We start from the raw sequence: 17,904 nt of genomic DNA on the forward strand, positions 1-17,904 counted from the left end.
TTTATTCTCTTATAAAATTAGGGCGCCCAGCCCCAGAAATACCAAAAACCCCACAACATCGGTAACCGTTGTGAGAATAACCGAACCAGATATGGCCGGATCAATACTAAGCTTTTTCAACACAAACGGAATATAAGTTCCCGACCACGCTGCTGCCAAGCTGTTAATTATAATAGCCACACAAATAATTACGCCCAGCCACGCTGAATCAAACCAGTAAAACGCAACCAACGCAATTACCACCCCCCAAATCAAACTGTTAATCAGGGCAATATAAATCTCTTTTTTGAGTACCAATTTGATATTTGCATCGTTCAAATGGTTTAACACCAGACCCCGCACAGCAACAGTTAATGTCTGACTACCAGCCACCCCCCCCATACTGGCAACCACAGGCATTAAGACCGCAAGGGCAATAACCTCTTGCAGCGTTGCCTCAAACAACCCAATTACGGTGGATGCTAAAAAAGCGGTTACAAGATTAAGCCCCAACCAAATTGCCCGCCGGTAAGCCGCTACTGGCACGGGCGTAAACAGATCTTCCTCTTCGGAGTTCGATTCACTTACCCCTCTGTCGACAAGCTCCGTTTTAACTTCGTGAACAATGGCGCGAACAGAAATCGCACCCAACAGGGTTTTCTCTTTCACTACCGGCAACCAACCACCGGAATCCAGCGCATCTAGAGTTTGCATTGCATCTCGCAAGTCATCGTCATGAAGCAGGGCTTTGCAATCCTGAGCCAAATCTGACAACAGCTGCCCGGTTTCCGCCTGCAACAGTGCTGTAACCGCAACGCGCCCCAGATACTCGCCCTCTTCATTTACCACAAACACCGCATCAACATCATAGTTACTGCGCTTGCGAAAACGCCGTAACACCGACTCCGCAGCGGTTGCAGGTAGCGCGCTAATGACCCGAGAAACCATAAAACGACCGACCTCAGCCTCACCGTAACTAAGTGCCTGCTCAAGGTCTTTCAGTACCCGCCCGCCCTGCTCCTGGAGGATGGCCGAGACCATATAACGTGGCAACACTGACGCTAAACTTTTTAAATCGTCCGGGCTGGCGAACTGTTGCAGCAGCTCTTTCTCTTCTGCATCAAGCGACGCCACGAGGTTTCTCGCGGTCTCCTCCTGTAACAGGTGCAGCAGGGCCCAGTAAGACTCTGGGTTGAGAGTGCTCCAAACGGTATGACGTATGGCAACCGGTAATGATTCCAGCAGCACGCCCAGCTCTTCGTTTGGAACTTCTGCAAGGAAGTCCAGATCGGCAACTGCACCGTCTTCAAGTAACGAAACCCGGTCTAAAACACGGGAAACAACGTCATTGATATTGAATTCCATCATCGTATCAACCTCTGCATTACCCGCGAAGGGAGCTAAAAACCTACAAGTGGTTATGGACGAGGAAAAACGACAAAAAGTCACATTATTTTATTGTGACTTTTACACATAAATTTACGTCAGAACTAACAAATCCCGCTATTACCGAGCCCCTTCATGAACTCAGAGAAACAGCAAGACGACGCTTCCAGGCTGGAACAACAGCTCAAAGCGTTACCACAAACAAACAAGGTGGGCTTATCACCCCAGCAGCTGGCAGACACGGCTGAACGACAGGAAAAAACCACCGAATTTTTGCGCTTAGGCGCTTTCGGTCTGTACGCCCTACTGCTGTCCTTTTTTGCACCCTTCGCACGCACCAGCCCCCGCCCCGCCGCCAAAGGAACACAACATGACACAAGACATTAACCTCTGGTACACATCCCTGTCGGAATCTCTCACTACACTGCTAAACCAGTTTGCCACCTTTATTCCGCAACTGCTGGCTGCCGTAGTGATTCTGTTAATCGGTTATGTTGTCGCGAAAATACTGCGCTTTGCTGTCGCCACACTACTGACTAAAATCGGCCTTGATAAACTGGCCACCCACACCGGCATAGAACATCAACTACAGCGACTGGGAAACAAACTCTCTATTTCCGGCGCTATAGGTGTGCTCACATTCTGGATGGTCTGGCTGCTCTTTATTATTACCGCCGCTGAATCCCTCGGGCTGCCGCAGTTAAGCCAGACAATGGATCACTTTGTCAGCTTTATACCCAAGATAATAGCCGCCACTTTAATCCTGCTATTTGGTATTGCCGCTGCCAACTTGGCCCGAAATTTTGTTTACAACGGTGCCAAAGCCGCGCGTTTTGAATTTGCCAAACCCGTCTCTAGCGCAGTATACGGGCTAACGCTTATTCTGGTGATATCGCTTGCGATTAGTGAACTCGAAATTGAGACTCGCTTGCTCGACTATATCGTGAGTATACTGCTCGCATCTCTCGGTATTGCCGCCGCAATTTCACTGGGATTGGGCAGCCGCAATGCCTCCGAAAACATTCTCTATAGTGTTTACCTCACCGACTCCCTGCACCCCGGTGACAGCATAACCCTTAAAGATGGTCGCACCGGCAAAGTAATGCAACTTGGGCCCGTCGTTACCACCCTGGAAACACCTCAGGGCGGGCGGATTTTAGTTAACAACAAAGACCTTATTGAAGGCTTCACCATCCACCCCTAAACAACTTTTAATGACAGTAAAGGTGAAAACTAACCCACCAATAAAACTGGACGAACATAACGACCAGCAATTGGTGGAATACGCATTGCTGCGGTCGAATTATTCGTCTGCGGCATTCGCACACCTGTTCCATCGCTATCAGAATAAAATAGCCGCGTTTGTTGCCGCCCAAGTTTTTTATGATCGAGACGCCGTTGACGATATTGTTCAGGAAACATTTTTAAGCAGTTGGAATAAACTCGAGCAACTGAAGGACACCGCTAAATTTTTTTCCTGGACGGTCTCCATCTCTAGAAATTTAACAATGGATTACCTGCGAAACAAACGGAAAAACGCCCAATTACTTGACTGGCTAACGCAGCAGGAAAACGAAGAGATCGAAGCGCCCGCCGACACCAGCGAGCTAGAGAATATGCTGCTACTGCTGGACGAAGACGAACGTGAAGTGGCGGTTATGCGAGCGATCCTGGAGCTTTCCTTCGACGAAATTGCACAACAGCTAAGCATTACACTTAGCGCGGCAAAAATGCGGTATTACCGCGCCATAAAAAAATTGGGCGGCTTGGAACAGACGCACCGCTAACTCTCGCTTCTGTCGAGTAAATATTCCTCCCCAGGGTCAACCACTACACGGCCAACCATCGCCTCCCTTCCCAACAACATTAGGTAGGTCATACCGGAACGATCGGTAAGAGAGATTTCAATGGGCCACTCCCTGTCAGCAAGGCGTAGCAAAGTTTCAACAATATAGCGTTTTTCCCGCGTACTATTGGAACTCTTCACCGTCCGCTTCGCCAGGACTTTTGCTTCTCGACGAACAATAGCATCCACATTGTGGATATCCGGATGAATATCAAAACTTATCCAAAGCTCACCGTCATTATCGAACTCCACAATATTATCAACATGCAACGACGAAGTTTGCGCGCCGGTATCAATTCGTATATTAAGGCGTGTAATATTGAGTTCAGGAAGATCACAAAACTCCAAAGCCCCTAGCATCAATTTATTCATCATATAGACCAAACCATTCCAGACTCTCTGAAAATAATTTTTAAATTCGCCAATAACCCTTTTTAGCTCGAAGCCACATTGTGCGGCTTAAAGGTGGGCTAAGGGATCGATCCGAAGTTTACCCCGCTCCCGCATAGATGCTCGGCAACGGCCCTTTCTCATCAAGATAGGCACTTACTCCCCAAGCCTTCACTCAGGTCATTTTGCACGATACGCCCATCAATAATTCGCACCCCACGGCAGGCGATAGTGCGAAACCAAACATAGCCGTTGCGCCCGATTAACTCAAGACTTTAGTCCTCTTCCCCCACAATCAACCATCCCCCCCAAAAAAGCCCCCTCTAATTGTCGGCTATCATTTTTTTAAAATGGTATACAGTGGGCAAAACCTAAAGAAGGGAAGAGAAAAGTATTCTCTACTTCATAGCGTACCAAGAACGCCGGTAAGGGCGCCCAAGGTAAGCGACCTAAAAGAAAATTAACTCTCCCCCCGTTTATATTTATAGGATTCGCGCAGCACTTGTCGACACGAGCGAACAAACTGACGGTCATGCTCTCTACGCTCCGCAAGGCTAGCGGCATTCAGCGCCTGCTCCCTTAGTAGCTTGCGCCAATTTTTCAAACGTCGTTCATCCAGCACTCCCGTTGTTACGGCCTCTTGAACCGCACAGCCAGGCTCGGCGTTATGCTGACAGTCACTGAACCGACAGTCCTCGGCCAACAAGGCGATATCGGCGAAAGCATGGCTTACACCCGCATCGCAATCAGCAAGCTGTAACTCTCGCATTCCCGGAGTATCTAACAGTAAAGCGCCCTCTTTCATCGCGAATAATGATCGCCGGGTTGTAGTATGCCGCCCCTTGCAATCCGCCTCTCGAATACGGCTCGTCACTTGAATTTCCTCACCCAGCAAACGGTTGATGAGCGTCGACTTACCCGAGCCCGATGAGCCCAGCATTACCAGTGTTTTACCACTCGTACACCACGGTTTTAGCGCCGCAACACTCTCGGTACTCAGGCAATTGACGGCTTCAACCGCAAGCCTATCACCAAGGCCCAGCACCTGGAGACGAAACTGATCGACCCTGTCGCACAAATCGCTTTTTGTTAACACCACCACCGGCTCGACGTCGGCCTCATAGGCGAGGCATAGATATCGCTCGATACGATTCAAATTAAAATCGTCATTTAGCGAACAGGCAATGAATGCCGTATCTACATTTGCTGCAATCATCTGCTCTGTCAGTTTGGTGCCCGCTGCTTTACGACTAAAACAGCTTTTGCGCTCCAACATACGAATGAAACGATGATCCTTATCGAGTAACACCCAGTCGCCCACGGTTAACGGGGGCATAGAAGGCACGTGTGGAATTAATAAGCCACCGCTCTCGGTTTCCAGTTCAAACAATGATTTGTGCTGCGAGAATATGCGAGCGGGAACAGACAGATCCCACTCTTCAAGAGAGAGTTGTTGATAGAAAAAAGCCTGCCAACCAAGGCTGGCCAAAAAAGAATGATCGGTCACGATAAACCCCTGACGCTGATGCGTCACCAACTGAATTCAGAGGCATAGAATTGCCCCGGCGCTAGACCGGGAGAGATAAACGGAATACTGTAAATTTAAACCGTTGTTTTAACCCGGCGTGAGTTTCCGATAAACACAATCATAAACAACCCTCCACCGATAAGAAATGAATCTGAATAATAGCTCTGAACGTACTTAGGAACAATAGAAAAGACGGCCTGAACGTAAAACGCAAGCAAATCAATTTGTTTTGATGCCATCAGCCCTTTTTTATACTGATAATGGGTATAAATACGTTTGATCCGCACATCAACTCACCCGTATTACAATACCAAGCTGATAGTTTTCAGTTTATCTCTCTTTCAGCTCTTCGTAGAAACACAAACTGAAGACCACATGGCAAGGAGGTCAATGATGAACACGCATTTTTTAAGCAATAAAGCCCTATTTTTTTCAACGGCCATAACAGTAATGGCAATATGTATCTCGGATCCGGCTTTTGCCCGTTCCTGTAACTCCCGGAGTGACTGCCCCGCAGATGTAACCCGTGCAGACGGCTCTCGAACAGAGTATTTTTGCAGCGTTAACAAAACATGCGCGTGGATCACCGCTGGAGTTCCAACGGTTAGCATTCCAGAACCCAGTAGTCTCAGCCTGATGATTGCGGGTCTTGCTGGCGTATATCTACAATCAAGAAAAAAAGCCAAGCGAAAATAAAAAACGCCATAACACAGCAATAAAAAAGGCGCCGTATGTGGCGCCTTCTTCACAAACAGACTCAATATTAATTGCCGTAAACCGGGAAGCGGCCACATACTTCCAGCACCTTGGCTTTAACCTCAGTAATCACCTGCTCAGAGGTGCCGTTTTCCAGGCTTTCCAGAACGTCACACATCCAGTTGCTCAGATCCACACACTCCTGCTCACCAAAACCGCGCGTTGTAATAGCCGGTGTTCCCACACGCAAGCCACTGGTCACAAAAGGTGAACGCGGGTCGTTGGGAACGGCGTTTTTGTTAACGGTAATATTGGCAGCACCCAAAGCAGCGTCGGCGTCTTTACCGGTGTATTCCTTGCCGATTAAATCTACCAGCATCAGGTGGTTTTCAGTTCCACCAGATACAATCTTTATACCGCGCTCGATAAAGGTTTTAGCCATCGTTTTTGCGTTAACCACAACCTGCTTTTGGTAAGTTTTGTAATCGTCGCTCATTGCTTCCTTGAAGCAGATCGCCTTACCAGCGATTACATGCATCAACGGCCCGCCCTGACCACCAGGGAATACAGCGGAGTTCAATTTTTTCTCAATCTCTGCGTTCGCTTTGGCAAGGATAAGACCACCGCGTGGACCACGCAGTGTTTTGTGAGTCGTAGTAGTCGTAACATCAGCAATCTGCACCGGGGATGGATATTCACCCGCAGCCACTAAGCCGGCAACGTGGGCCATATCCACCAACAGGTAAGCACCTACTTCGTCGGCGATATCGCGGAATTTCTGCCAGTCCAGAACCTGGCTGTAGGCAGAGAAACCAGCAACGATCATTTTTGGCTTATGTTCTCTGGCCAGAGAAGCGACTTCTTCGTAATCGACCAGGCCGGTCTCCGAATTCAAACCATATTGGACGGCGTGGTACATTTTGCCGGAGAAGTTAACCTTGGCCCCGTGAGTCAGGTGGCCACCATGCGCCAGGCTCATACCCAGAACCGTGTCGCCGGGTGAGCACAATGCTGCGTAAACGGCAGAGTTGGCCTGCGAACCCGAATGTGGCTGCACGTTGGCGTAATCAGCACCGAAAAGCTCTTTAGCGCGCTCAATCGCCAGCACCTCTACTTTATCCACATACTCACAACCACCGTAATAACGCTTGGCGGGGTAGCCCTCGGCATACTTGTTGGTAAGCTTGGTGCCCTGAGCAGTCATCACCAGGGGACTGGTGTAATTTTCAGAAGCAATCAGTTCAATATGCTCTTCCTGACGAATGCCCTCGTCAACGATGGCATTCCACACATCTGGATCAAATTCTGAAATGGTCTGGGTTTTATCAAACATTGGCGTCTCCGCAAAGGGAATAATAGGAAAAGGAGAGGAAAATTAAGGGCGGGGATTGTACACGAATGCATCAACAATCTCATCCACCAACAAACGCGCCAGGGCAATTAATTCCCACGAATGTCATGAGAGATTATTCTGCACTTCTTTAGAGCGCGATCTTATTCCATAAATATTGAGGGTTCTGCAACCATTGAAGCGCTCCCGCTTCGTTGCGAAAAACTCTTACTGAATGCCCGGCATTTTGAGTGACCGTCTCTACAAAATCGTGTGAGCGGTCCTCAGGGTCGGTAATCATAGCCGCATAGTTTTCCACACGCAGATTCAACTCCTGTAACTCTTCACGGGCAAAATGATAGTTTTCACCAGCACCAGCGGTATTGCGAACACCTCGCAAGTCCACCAGGAACTTATTGATACCGAAACGCTTACCCTGCACCTCCATGGGCAGGGTAAATTCAACCGCGCTCGCGGGCGTTACATCCTGTAATACCTTGCAACCGACATAGCTTTTATCTTCCGATAAAAATAATGTAAATGCATCCATAGAAAAGTGGCTCCCTGCTAATTGACAACAATTTAACCGGCGATTCAATTCCACAAGCTAGCAAGCTTTCGTTTTGATGTTTTACTGCGCCAGAACCTCGACAATCATTGAATTTCACCGCCGTATCCGGTAACTTGCGCCTGTTTTCTTCCCCCTCAGAATCCCCAATTACCGCATCCGGAGCGAGAGCTGAAATGGCGCAATACGTTTATACCATGAACCGCGTAGGCAAGATCGTACCCCCAAAACGTGAAATTCTGAAAGATATTTCTTTATCGTTTTTCCCTGGCGCCAAAATCGGCGTGCTCGGCTTAAACGGTTCGGGAAAATCCACTCTACTGCGCATTATGGCGGGTATTGATACCGACTTTCTCGGTGAAGCCCGCCCCATGTCCAACATTAAAGTCGGCTACCTACCGCAGGAACCGCAGCTGAATCCGGAAAAAAATGTACGCGGCAATGTCGAAGAAGGGGTCCAAGAAGCCGTGAATGCCCTCGCCGATCTGGATAAAGTGTATGCGGATTACGCCGAGCCAGATGCCGACTTCGACGCCCTGGCTAAACAACAGGCCCGATGCGAAGATATTATCCAAGCCTGGGACGCCCACAACCTGAACCACACTTTGGAAGTCGCCGCCGACGCCCTCCGCCTACCGCCCTGGGATGCAGATGTAAGCAAACTCTCCGGTGGTGAATGCCGCCGCGTGGCCCTGTGCCGCCTGCTGCTATCCCGCCCGGATATGCTATTGCTGGACGAACCCACCAACCACCTAGATGCGGAATCGGTATTCTGGCTGGAGCAGTTTCTGGTGAACTTCCCTGGCACCGTGGTGGCCATTACCCACGACCGCTACTTCCTCGACAATGCCGCCGGCTGGATTTTGGAGCTGGACCGCGGCCGCGGCATCCCCTACGAAGGCAACTACTCCAACTGGCTAGAGCAAAAAGAGATTCGACTCGAGCAGGAAAAGCGCACTGAAGCCTCTCATATCAAATCCATGAAAGCCGAACTCGAGTGGGTACGCCAAAACCCCAAGGGCCGCCACGCCAAAAACAAAGCACGCCTGTCTCGCTTTGAAGAAATGCAAAGCCAAGAATTCCAGACCCGCAACGAGACAAACGAGATCTACATTCCGCCCGGCGAACGCCTGGGTGACAAGGTCATTGAATTCCACAACGTCAACAAAGGCTTTGGTGACGAACTGTTAATCGACAATCTTAGTTTTACCGTTCCCAAAGGCGCTATCGTCGGTATTGTGGGCGGTAACGGTGCAGGTAAATCTACCCTTTTCCGAATGATCACCGGTGAGGAAACACCCGATTCAGGCGAAATTATCGTCGGCGAAACCGTCCAGGTCGCCTATGTTCAGCAAGGGCGCGAAAACCTTAACGATGACGAAAGCGTGTGGGAAGCTGTTTCCGGCGGGCATGATATTCTTAAAATCGGCAACTACGAAGTCGGCTCCCGCGCCTACGTAGGCCGCTTTAACTTTAAGGGCACCGACCAGCAGAAACGCGTGGGCGACCTCTCCGGTGGTGAACGCGGCCGATTGCACCTAGCCAACACACTGAAGCAAGGCGCAAACGTGCTGCTGCTGGATGAACCCTCCAACGATTTGGATGTTGAAACGCTACGCGCACTGGAGGAAGCCATACAGAACTTCCCCGGCTGTGCCCTGGTTATATCACACGACCGCTGGTTTCTCGACCGCGTTGCCACCCACATTCTCGCCTATGAAGGCGAGAGTGAAGTGGTGTTCTTTGAGGGCGACTTCACCGAGTACCACGAAGATTTCGTCTCCCGCAAAGGTGACAACGCCCAACCCAAGCGCATGAAATATAAGCCTCTTAAATAGATAGGCGCCAACGTCTTTGTTGTCGGCCGCAATTAGCCGACAACAAAGCCTTATACTCCCGTGCAAGCCCTATTGCAGCCGACTACACTTAAAGTGACCCTGTTTCACTGGAGCACCTTATGTCGTTAACCGCTGAGCGAAGACGCTATTCTCGCATCGACTTCAATACCTCTGTACAACTCACACAGGGCGAGCAACAAACTACGGCCTCGCTGCTAGACATATCCCTCAATGGCCTGCTCGTTAAAACCCCCCAGCATTACCATATCGATGTAGCTCTCCCCATTTTTATCTCCGTCGAGCTGGCAGACGATGCCAACATCAATATGAAAACCTCGCTAGCCCATAGCAGTAGCGATGTATTGGGTTTTCGATGTGAAAGCATCGATATCGAAAGCATCGGCCACCTCCGTCGCCTGGTTGAATTAAACCTCGGAGACGATAACGCAGCGGAACGCGTACTCACTGAACTGCTACCCAATCAATAAACAACACGCCCTATATGCAAGTATCAAAAGAAGAATTCGAACGCCGCGTCAACGAAAGAATAGAGTACCGAGGTGATTGCTCCCTAAGTGTATCCAATACCACCCAAAGCGCTTACCTTATCAATTTGTCCGAATCCGGCGCACTAATCGCCTTGCTCGGCGATCACGAGCTAGAAACTAATACAACAGTCACCCTGAAGATCCACCTGGCAAATGACGATGTAGTCGTTACTCAAGGGCGCGTTGCCCACAGGAAAGATCACTTTGTTGGCCTGGAATGCAAGCCCACAACAAAACAAGACAAAGCGCGTTTACAGGCTTTTTTAAAAGCCGCGGGTCTGCCGCTCACAAACGCACCCTAACTCCCGCATCAGCGCCTGCCATAATTGCTCACAATCCCCGCACGTTTTCGCCCTCTTCACTGCTTACACTCCCGTTAAAGTCACTAAAGCATCACCGATTTTCTTAGTGATGCCCTCACGGGAGAACCCAACATGCAACGCGAACTCGCCCTAAAAACAGGTTTAATCTGTCTGATTGCCCTGCTGCTGCTAATACCTCTGAATATAATTTCCGGAAAAATCAGCGAACGAAAGAGCTATCTGCAGCAAGCTGAAACCAGCATTGCCAAAAGCTGGACATCCGCACAACAGCTGATGACACCTTTTCTGGTTCAGCCCTATGAAATAAAACGAGCCATTCATTCTGGCGACACAACAACAGATGTAATAGTGGTTGAGGAAAATCTGTTTATCCCGCTGGACGAGGTAAATGTTTCGGTCGACATCAACACGAGCCTGCGCCATAAGGGCATTTACTCGGTTCCAGTATACGATGCCACCGTAGCCATCAATGGAAAACTCACCCCGGGCACCCTCAACAAAAGGAGGGAAGAGGCTGAAAATCAGCACGGCTTTTTTCGTTTTTTAAAGCCACATATTACTATTTATGTCAGTGATGCACGCGGTATCACAGGCAAGCCAACACTGTCATGGAAAGGCGACAATTTGCAGGTTTCACCTGGCTCAGGAATCCAGGGCCCAGCCTCCGGCCTGCAGGCCGCTATCGAAATCCCCAACGAAATTTACAAGCCGCTCGAATTGAACCTTGCCTTTCAATTGCGTGGTATGTCGTCACTGCAGATTATTCCTGCAAGCACCAATACCGAAATCACAATGCAATCCAACTGGCCTCACCCGGAGTTTATCGGCGCTTTTTTGCCACTTGAGCATGGCATATCCAAAAACGGCTTCTCCGCCCAGTGGCGCATCAATGAATTTAGCAGCGATATTTCTAAAAAACTGGAGCAGTGCAGTAAGGGGAGATGCAGCTTCATAACAGAGCTAAAAACCGGCACCCACTTTTATCAATCGGTCGATATTTACTTACAGACAGAGCGAGCAGTAAAGTACGGAATTTTATTTATCGCCATTTCATTCGCGGCTTTCTTTTTGTTTGAAATAATTCGAGGCGCCCCCATACACCCAATCCAATACACATTTGTCGGACTGGCGCTGGCCATTTTTTATCTATTATTGGTCTCTCTTTCCGAGCATCTTTCTTTTCTAATGGCCTATGCCATTTCGACAGTAAGCTGTTTATTCCTGCTAACCGCCTATTTGGGAAAGGTACTCACAAGCTACAAAGCCAGCGCCTTGTTCAGTTTTTCACTGGGTGCACTATACGGTGTTCTCTACATTATTATTCAGATGGAAGACTTTGCATTACTGATGGGTGCACTGATGTTGTTTGCGATACTGGCATTACTGATGATGAGTACACGAAATATCAATTGGTACACAATTTCTCGTAAGCCATAAACCAAAAAAAGCCGACCTCTGCGGCCGGCTTTTTTGTTACCTGTTCAAATACTCTATCCCTACGGACTATTTGGATTTTTCCTGCAAGCGAATCATATTTTTGTTGAAACTTTTAGCTAACTTATGGAGTGATGTCTTCCAGGCTCGTCGGTGATTCGCGCGATTGTTAAGAACCCTTTCGCTCTCCACTTGAATCGATACCAAAAAATCGTCTTCTATCATAGCGACAACCGCCTTAGTGCGCGCGTCATAGATAGCAACTTGGTACTGTACGCTGGCAACTCGATTCAGGGCCTCCATACCCACTGTACCCAGAGCATTATCAATAAAAGCCTTAGGTGAAATTTCAATAGCCTTGTATTGAACGATCAACACATCATCACCGCTCGTTTTCGTCAAGCTGAAAGCATCACTATCGTCAAACACATCTTCAAATTCGCTATCAAAAAAAGTCACGACATCGGGCATACCCTCTTGCTTAAAATTACTCCAATTCCGCTCCATCTTTTTTTTCGTTTTCGGCGAAACAATCATTGAGCTGTAATCCAGGGGCAGAACAGCCATTTTTTTATACTTACTGAAATCCACGTTTTTATCGATAAAAAATCGATGATACTTTGTGTCTTTCCATAAGACAAAAGACTCTTCAACGTTTTTTTTTGCCAGAACAGTATTGGAAAACAGCAATGCAAATGCCAGAAAAGCTCCAAAAATGATACGCTTGTCTCGCATACAATTCATAATATTACCCATAACACCCTCGATTACTTTTATTTTATTTATTCAAACACTATTAGATCATAATTTTTTAATGCCATTCATTATATGATCCAGAACAGGTACAAAGGCTTAAATAGCCTCCAAGGCTTCACTCAATTTCTTCACCACCACAATTTCCATCCCCTCTACGGGTTCGCGCGGGGTGTTGCCATAGGGCACAATCGCCTTCTTGAAGCCATGCTTGGCCGCTTCACGAATACGCTCCTGGCCACTGGGTACCGGGCGAATTTCACCGGCCAGGCCAACCTCGCCAAACACTACCAGCTCGCGAGACAAAGGGCGGTCACGAAAACTCGAGACCAGCGCTAAAAGTAGCGCTAGGTCTGCGCTGGTTTCGACAATTTTTACACCGCCGACAACATTCACAAACACATCCTGATCGCCCACCATGACACCCCCGTGACGGTGCAGTACCGCTAGCAACATAGACAAGCGATTTTGCTCCAAACCCACCGCCACACGGCGCGGGTTACCCAAACTGGAATCGTCTACCAGAGCCTGAATCTCCACCAATAGCGGGCGCGTCCCCTCCCACACCACCATCACCACCGAACCCGAGGCAATCTCATCGGAACGCTGCAGAAAAATGGCAGAGGGGTTAGAGACTTCTTTCAAGCCCTGCTCTGTCATGGCAAATACACCCAACTCATTGATGGCACCGAAGCGATTTTTAGTTCCACGCAGGGTGCGGAAGCGCGAGTCGTGGGAACCCTCGAGCATTATCGAACAGTCGATAATATGCTCCAGCACCTTCGGCCCCGCCAGAGAGCCATCCTTTGTCACATGGCCAACCAGAATCAGCACCGTACCTGTCTGCTTGGCGTAGCGCGTCAGCTGAGCAGCACATTCACGCACCTGTGAAACACTGCCCGGCGCCGACGAAATTTCCGATTGATGCATAACCTGAATGGAATCCACCACCATAATTTTTGGCTTGACGGTTTCAGCGGCATAAACAATTACATCCACATTAGTGGCCGACAGCATTTGCAGCTTTTCGGTGGGCAGACCCAAACGCTTAGCCCGCATGGCCACCTGCTGTAACGATTCCTCACCTGTTATATAGAGCGCATCCTGCGTTTGCGCCAAGCCACACAAGGTTTGCAACAACACCGTGGATTTACCCGCGCCCGGATGACCACCAATCAACACCACAGAACCAGGCACAAAACCACCTCCCAGCACCCGGTCAAACTCTTCCATTCCAGAGGAAAAACGCGGTAACTCAGCCAGATCAATATCAGCCAAAGGAGTAACCTTAGACTGTAAATCACCGGTATATCCCGAACGAGAAGCGGAACTGGAAGCCTTCGAACCACCGCCGCCCAAGCGAAGCTCTTTTACCGAGTTCCAGGCACCGCACTCAGCACACTGGCCCTGCCACTTGGTGTAATCCGCCCCACAATCGTTGCAGACAAATGCTGTTTTACTTTTAGCCAATGTTTGATTCCTTATCCCCAGATTCCCGACGTAATTTTTTGCGTATATCCATCCAGATTTTACCCAGCATATTTTCCCCGCGCTGATCGCGACCAATCCCCCAGTAGTGATCGTATTGGGATATTTCCAGTATCAGCTGGTCGCCGGTCGCCAACAGCTCTTCTTTCACTACCGGGTACATTTGCACTTTGGTGTAGAGAGCCCGCGTCATCATTACCCTGCGCAGCTGTTTCCAGCCTTTCTGTTTGCGGCGGTACCATGCGCTGCCCAGGGTGTAGGCGTCTTCCCCTGTGGCTGCTCGTTTAATCCTTTCCACCAAGGCATCGCTACCGGCAATTTGAGCCTGAAAATAATGCTCGGCCGTTGTCCAGCTCTCACCCTCCAGTTCAATAGGATGAGGTGATACCGTGGATAACAGGTGTTGGTGGTCGAAATGCGAGAGTCGGTAGGCTTTTTCTATTTCCAGATCGTGGGCAAACATAATGGCAATGACAGCTTGGGAATGAGTAGGCTCGAGAGTTTAACATTCCTCCCAACATCTGGCTCAACTGATAGAATGCTCGGATGACTTCATGCTATTGCAACTCAAACACGCCCTACCGCGACTGCTGTGGCCGCCTCCACTGCGCGGCCGAACAGCCGGAAGGCACGATGCCGGAAATACTGATGCGATCGCGCTACTCTGCATTTTGCTGTGGCAATATCGACTACCTGCTGGCCACTTTACACTCAAGCCAACACGTACCGAATGATCGCGAACAGATCTCAAAGACCATTCACAACACCGAATGGCTGAGCCTGCGCATACTTCACGCACCCTCTAGCTCTGCCACCAGAGGCCAGGTAGAGTTTGTCGCCTTTTATCGAAACGCCAGCACGGAAGAGCCACCTCAGCAATTACACGAGCTTTCCGAATTCTGCTTTGAACAAGACCGCTGGTGGTACACCTCGGGTAAAATACTCACTCCAGTAAAGCTTGGTCGTAACGACAACTGCTGGTGTGGTAGCGGTAAAAAAATAAAAAAATGTCATCCCTAACCAAGGAAACGGCTCTCTCATCCGTCTAATACATAATGACTCGAGATTCGCCCCAACAAGAAGCTTTGATTAAAGCAGCCCAGGCCGGAGATAGCGCAGCCTTCGAATCCCTGTTGCAGATTCACTACGACAGAATGTACCGCTTCGCCTGCAAGTGGTGTGGCAACCCCACCGACGCCGAAGATATTACCCAGCAGGCGTGCATAAAACTGGCGCGTTCACTGGCACAATTTCACTTTAAGTCCGCCTTTACGACTTGGCTCTACCGCATTATCGTTACCTGTGCGATCGACTGGCACAGAGGGGAGGAGCGGCACGAGCATACAGAGCTGTCTGCAGCGGAAACCCTCAACCAAAGCAGCGAGCACTCCGGCATTTATCTCCAGCAAATTCTTAAGCGCCTGGAAAGCTGGGGCGAGGGCTTTAAAAGCACCCTGTTATTGGTGCTGGGAGAGGGCCTTACCCACGCCGAGGCAGCACAAGTGTTGGAGGTAAAGGAAAGCACAGTTTCCTGGCGGCTCCACGAAATACGCAAAAAACTCAGCCTTCTAGAAGGAGGCAATAAGTATGAATGACCACGATTTGAAAGAAATTCTCGACCAGGCCAGCGAGCGCTCACCAGACCCGCAGGCCAAACAGCAAGCCATTCGCATGGCCATGGCCGAGTTTAAGGCTACCCAAACCGAGCAAGCAAAACCTGCCGAAAAAATAACACAAAGAAATCCCCAAGGATTTCTCCACTGGCTACGTCTTACCTTCAGTTCCAATAAAACGAACCGGAGAGACGATATGAATAACCTGTTACACCAGAAATGGTTTTTAGGCGGTGTTGCTACCGCTTGTGTGGCTTTGTTTGCCGTAACGCTGACCACCTACAGCCCCAGCTTTAAACCCGAACCGAAATATTCCGAACCGGTGCCATTACACCTTCCAGAACCTCAAACCGACGGCGCGGTCATTTTGGAGGAAAAAGAAGTGACGATAGCCGGAACCCGAACATCAATTTCAAACGCAGCCGAGCTCAAACGTGAATACTCAGACACCGTGGAGACCATTAGCGCCGAAGATATTGGCACCCTGCCAGATCACGCCGCCGCAGAATCACTACAACGACAAAAAGGCGTAACGATTAGCCCGAGAGTTGTAACCGAATACGAGATCGCTCCGCAGGCTCCCATGCGCATGACAGCTGCCGGAAAACTGCAAAAGCCTGACGCCATAATGCAAGCACCAGGCTACATCGAAGAAGGCCGTGACCGTTTCGAAGCCTTCGAAACCAACCCAATAAAGCGCACCAGTGAAGAGCCCGTTTCCACCTTTTCCATCGATGTAGATACAGCCTCCTACAGCTTTGTACGCAGGCAATTAAACCACGGCCTGCTGCCGCAAAAAAATGCCGTACGCCTGGAAGAAATGGTCAACTATTTTGACTACGCCTACCCACAGCCCAACGATCGTAGCGAGCCTTTCAACCGCTCGGTATTGGTAATGGATTCGCCCTGGCACAAGCAGAAAAAACTGATTCACATTGGTATTAAAGGCTATGAATTAACCGAGCAACCCAAATCCAATATTGTCTTTTTGCTGGATGTAAGCGGCTCCATGAATGCGCCGGATAAACTGCCGCTGGTGAAGCAATCCATAAACCTGCTGCTCAGTAAACTGCGCCCGGACGATACCGTTGCCATCGCCGTGTATGCCGGTGCCGCAGGAACCGTTTTGGAGCCGACCAAAGTCTCCGAAAAACAAAAAATCGTTACCGCCATCAACAACCTGCGCCCCGGCGGCTCAACGGCGGGAGCCGAAGGTATTAAACTCGCCTACCAACTGGCCGAAACCTCTTTCCGCAAAGATGCCGTTAACCGCATACTTCTCGCCACCGACGGCGACTTTAACGTCGGCATTACCAACAACGACGAATTAAAAAGCTTTGTCGAACGCAAACGAGAGAAAGGCATTTTCCTCTCCGTATTGGGCTTTGGCAGCGGCAATTATCACGACGCGCTAATGCAACAATTGGCTCAAAACGGCAATGGCATTGCCGCCTATATCGATACCCTCAGCGAAGCGCAAAAAGTACTGGTGCACGAAGCCACCTCCAGCCTGTTCCCCATCGCCAAGGATGTGAAAATCCAGGTGGAATTTAACCCTGCCACCGTGTCCGAATATCGCCTGCTGGGCTACGAAACACGCGCACTGAAGCGCGAGGATTTCAACAATGATGCAGTAGATGCGGGGGATATAGGCGCGGGCCACAGTGTCACGGCCCTCTACGAAATCACCCCCGTGGGCTCCGGTGCAGAACTGATTGACGAAAGCCGTTACGCTAAACCGACAACGGCTGAGAGCAAAAGTAACGAATACGCCTTCCTTAAAATCCGCTACAAACTACCGGATGAAAATACCTCCAAGCTGCTCACCACGAGCATTACAACAGACACGCCCAAAGCCAGCAGCACCCTGCAACGCGAAGCGCACTTTTCCGCCGCAGTAGCTGGCTTTGCGCAATTGCTGAAAGACAGCAAGTACACCGGCAGTTGGAGCTTCGACGACGCCATCGCACTAGCCCAGGCCAACAAGGGTGAAGACGAGTACGGCTACCGCAGCGAATTGGTGCAACTCGTTCGTAAAGCGCAGGTGGCCAGCGAAATGTAAGCGCCGTTGCAGCGGGACGCCCAGCAACCCGAACACATTGAGGGCTCACGCCTGAAACCGTCGCTTGCAGGGAAGCGAGCGTCGAGCACCCATAGAGGGGGGGGGGGGAGTTTCAAAAGCGA

The 17,904-nt window shown here is 49.7% G+C and carries 20 protein-coding genes; 11 read left to right on the plus strand and 9 right to left on the minus strand.

Annotation, left to right across the window (positions count from 1 at the left end):
• Positions 1 to 9 precede the first annotated feature (9 nt).
• On the minus strand, positions 10 to 1,347 hold the full coding sequence (locus tag H5715_RS13900) for a magnesium transporter (RefSeq protein WP_075188272.1): 1,338 nt from the start codon (positions 1,345 to 1,347) through the stop codon (positions 10 to 12).
• Between the two features lie 153 nt (positions 1,348 to 1,500).
• Here H5715_RS13900 and H5715_RS13905 point away from each other — a divergent pair, with 153 nt between their 5' ends.
• From H5715_RS13905 to H5715_RS13915, 3 genes are read left to right on the plus strand one after another with little or no spacing between them, the layout of a single operon-like run.
• Positions 1,501 to 1,752, plus strand: coding sequence for a hypothetical protein (locus tag H5715_RS13905; RefSeq protein WP_075188273.1), 252 nt, complete (start codon positions 1,501 to 1,503; stop codon positions 1,750 to 1,752).
• Positions 1,736 to 2,569, plus strand: coding sequence for a mechanosensitive ion channel family protein (locus tag H5715_RS13910; protein ID WP_075188274.1), 834 nt, complete (start codon positions 1,736 to 1,738; stop codon positions 2,567 to 2,569). Before H5715_RS13905 ends, H5715_RS13910 begins: the two co-directional genes overlap by 17 nt.
• Positions 2,570 to 2,579: 10 nt before the next feature.
• Positions 2,580 to 3,152, plus strand: coding sequence for an RNA polymerase sigma factor (locus H5715_RS13915; RefSeq protein WP_075188275.1), 573 nt, complete (start codon positions 2,580 to 2,582; stop codon positions 3,150 to 3,152).
• On the opposite strand, the gene H5715_RS13920 is transcribed toward H5715_RS13915, so the two are convergent.
• From H5715_RS13920 to H5715_RS13930, 3 genes are all read right to left on the minus strand, one after another.
• The gene (locus H5715_RS13920; RefSeq protein WP_075188276.1) at positions 3,149 to 3,586 is read right to left on the minus strand and encodes an ATP-dependent zinc protease family protein; all 438 of its coding nucleotides are present in this window, start codon (positions 3,584 to 3,586) and stop codon (positions 3,149 to 3,151) included. The genes H5715_RS13915 and H5715_RS13920 overlap by 4 nt on opposite strands.
• Before the next feature lie 475 nt (positions 3,587 to 4,061).
• On the minus strand, positions 4,062 to 5,108 hold the full coding sequence (gene rsgA / locus H5715_RS13925; RefSeq protein ID WP_221892295.1) for a ribosome small subunit-dependent GTPase A: 1,047 nt from the start codon (positions 5,106 to 5,108) through the stop codon (positions 4,062 to 4,064).
• A gap of 95 nt (positions 5,109 to 5,203) precedes the next feature.
• Positions 5,204 to 5,416: a hypothetical protein gene (locus tag H5715_RS13930; RefSeq protein ID WP_075188277.1), complete on the minus strand. Its 213-nt coding sequence runs from the start codon at positions 5,414 to 5,416 to the stop codon at positions 5,204 to 5,206.
• Between the two features lie 163 nt (positions 5,417 to 5,579).
• On the opposite strand from H5715_RS13930, the gene H5715_RS20615 reads away from it, so the two are divergent.
• Complete coding sequence (locus H5715_RS20615; RefSeq protein WP_425507044.1) at positions 5,580 to 5,825, plus strand: PEP-CTERM sorting domain-containing protein; 246 nt, start codon at positions 5,580 to 5,582, stop codon at positions 5,823 to 5,825.
• A 67-nt stretch (positions 5,826 to 5,892) separates the two neighbouring features.
• Here the strand turns inward: H5715_RS20615 and glyA are convergent, their stop codons facing one another.
• On the minus strand, positions 5,893 to 7,158 hold the full coding sequence (gene glyA, locus H5715_RS13940) for a serine hydroxymethyltransferase (protein ID WP_075188279.1): 1,266 nt from the start codon (positions 7,156 to 7,158) through the stop codon (positions 5,893 to 5,895).
• A gap of 148 nt (positions 7,159 to 7,306) precedes the next feature.
• Entirely contained in the window at positions 7,307 to 7,705 is a 399-nt protein-coding gene (locus H5715_RS13945) for a hypothetical protein (RefSeq protein ID WP_075188280.1), read from the minus strand.
• Between the two features lie 194 nt (positions 7,706 to 7,899).
• Here H5715_RS13945 and ettA point away from each other — a divergent pair, with 194 nt between their 5' ends.
• The 4 genes from ettA (at position 7,900) to creD (ending at position 11,869) form a co-directional block, all read left to right on the plus strand.
• The gene (gene ettA / locus H5715_RS13950; RefSeq protein ID WP_075188281.1) at positions 7,900 to 9,561 is read left to right on the plus strand and encodes an energy-dependent translational throttle protein EttA; all 1,662 of its coding nucleotides are present in this window, start codon (positions 7,900 to 7,902) and stop codon (positions 9,559 to 9,561) included.
• Between the two features lie 119 nt (positions 9,562 to 9,680).
• A complete protein-coding gene (locus H5715_RS13955) occupies positions 9,681 to 10,049 on the plus strand; it encodes a PilZ domain-containing protein (RefSeq protein WP_075188282.1) in 369 nt (122 codons plus the stop codon).
• Between the two features lie 14 nt (positions 10,050 to 10,063).
• A complete protein-coding gene (locus H5715_RS13960; RefSeq protein WP_075188283.1) occupies positions 10,064 to 10,411 on the plus strand; it encodes a PilZ domain-containing protein in 348 nt (115 codons plus the stop codon).
• Between the two features lie 132 nt (positions 10,412 to 10,543).
• A complete protein-coding gene (gene creD / locus H5715_RS13965) occupies positions 10,544 to 11,869 on the plus strand; it encodes a cell envelope integrity protein CreD (protein ID WP_075188284.1) in 1,326 nt (441 codons plus the stop codon).
• Positions 11,870 to 11,935: 66 nt separating this feature from the next.
• On the opposite strand, the gene H5715_RS13970 is transcribed toward creD, so the two are convergent.
• The 3 genes from H5715_RS13970 to ybiA form a co-directional block, all read right to left on the minus strand.
• Positions 11,936 to 12,610, minus strand: a complete 675-nt coding sequence (locus tag H5715_RS13970) for a DUF3313 family protein (RefSeq protein WP_175574352.1) — start codon at positions 12,608 to 12,610, stop codon at positions 11,936 to 11,938.
• A gap of 108 nt (positions 12,611 to 12,718) precedes the next feature.
• On the minus strand, positions 12,719 to 14,089 hold the full coding sequence (gene radA, locus H5715_RS13975; RefSeq protein WP_075188286.1) for a DNA repair protein RadA: 1,371 nt from the start codon (positions 14,087 to 14,089) through the stop codon (positions 12,719 to 12,721).
• Positions 14,082 to 14,570 carry a riboflavin biosynthesis intermediates N-glycosidase gene (ybiA, locus tag H5715_RS13980; RefSeq protein ID WP_075188287.1) on the minus strand — a complete coding sequence of 163 codons (489 nt, stop codon included), beginning with the start codon at positions 14,568 to 14,570 and terminating at the stop codon, positions 14,082 to 14,084. The genes radA and ybiA overlap by 8 nt, the downstream gene beginning before the upstream one ends.
• A gap of 83 nt (positions 14,571 to 14,653) precedes the next feature.
• On the opposite strand from ybiA, the gene H5715_RS13985 reads away from it, so the two are divergent.
• From H5715_RS13985 to H5715_RS13995, 3 genes are read left to right on the plus strand one after another with little or no spacing between them, the layout of a single operon-like run.
• Positions 14,654 to 15,127 (plus strand): YchJ family protein, encoded by a 474-nt coding sequence (locus H5715_RS13985; protein WP_075188288.1) that lies wholly within the window; start codon positions 14,654 to 14,656, stop codon positions 15,125 to 15,127.
• Positions 15,128 to 15,162: 35 nt separating this feature from the next.
• Positions 15,163 to 15,702 (plus strand): RNA polymerase sigma factor, encoded by a 540-nt coding sequence (locus H5715_RS13990; RefSeq protein WP_075188289.1) that lies wholly within the window; start codon positions 15,163 to 15,165, stop codon positions 15,700 to 15,702.
• Entirely contained in the window at positions 15,695 to 17,782 is a 2,088-nt protein-coding gene (locus tag H5715_RS13995) for a vWA domain-containing protein (RefSeq protein ID WP_075188290.1), read from the plus strand. The genes H5715_RS13990 and H5715_RS13995 overlap by 8 nt, the downstream gene beginning before the upstream one ends.
• Positions 17,783 to 17,904 lie beyond the last annotated feature (122 nt).

It is taken from the genome of Teredinibacter haidensis (genome assembly GCF_014211975.1).
In the GTDB taxonomy this organism is placed as follows: domain Bacteria; phylum Pseudomonadota; class Gammaproteobacteria; order Pseudomonadales; family Cellvibrionaceae; genus Teredinibacter; species Teredinibacter haidensis.